Genomic DNA, 273 nt, shown 5'->3' with positions numbered 1-273 from the left:
CAGATGTTAAGCAGTAAGTCTCAGCTAAGGAGCCTGTTAGCTTCGCCTGCTCTCTGACAAAGCGAGTTTTACCTGTTCCTGATATACCAGCTAAAAGCAGAAAAGGCTTAGATAAAGGCGTTACAGTATCTAAACTAAAAGAAGTTAATAAATGAGCTTTATAATGTTCACCAGATACATCTAGAGTTTCTCCTAATGGGTGTAACTCTTGATTCATCAACTGTATAACTTTATTTTTAGTTCTATTTCTCCCCTGCTTAGGTTTCATGTAAC

1 protein-coding gene is annotated in these 273 nt (G+C 37.0%); it reads right to left on the bottom strand.

The window, feature by feature from the left end; genetic code table 11:
• Window positions 1-217: hypothetical protein (locus tag R0K30_RS21940; protein WP_410612949.1), on the bottom strand; the 217-nt coding region annotated here is incomplete at its 3' end.
• Window positions 218-273: the final 56 nt, after the last annotated feature.

This window comes from Bacillus sp. SIMBA_154, assembly GCF_046536015.1.
In the GTDB taxonomy this organism is placed as follows: Bacteria; Bacillota; Bacilli; order Bacillales; family Bacillaceae; genus Bacillus; species Bacillus pumilus_P.
Note: the sequence above shows the minus strand (reverse complement) of the source record. Positions and strands in the feature narration are given on the sequence as shown.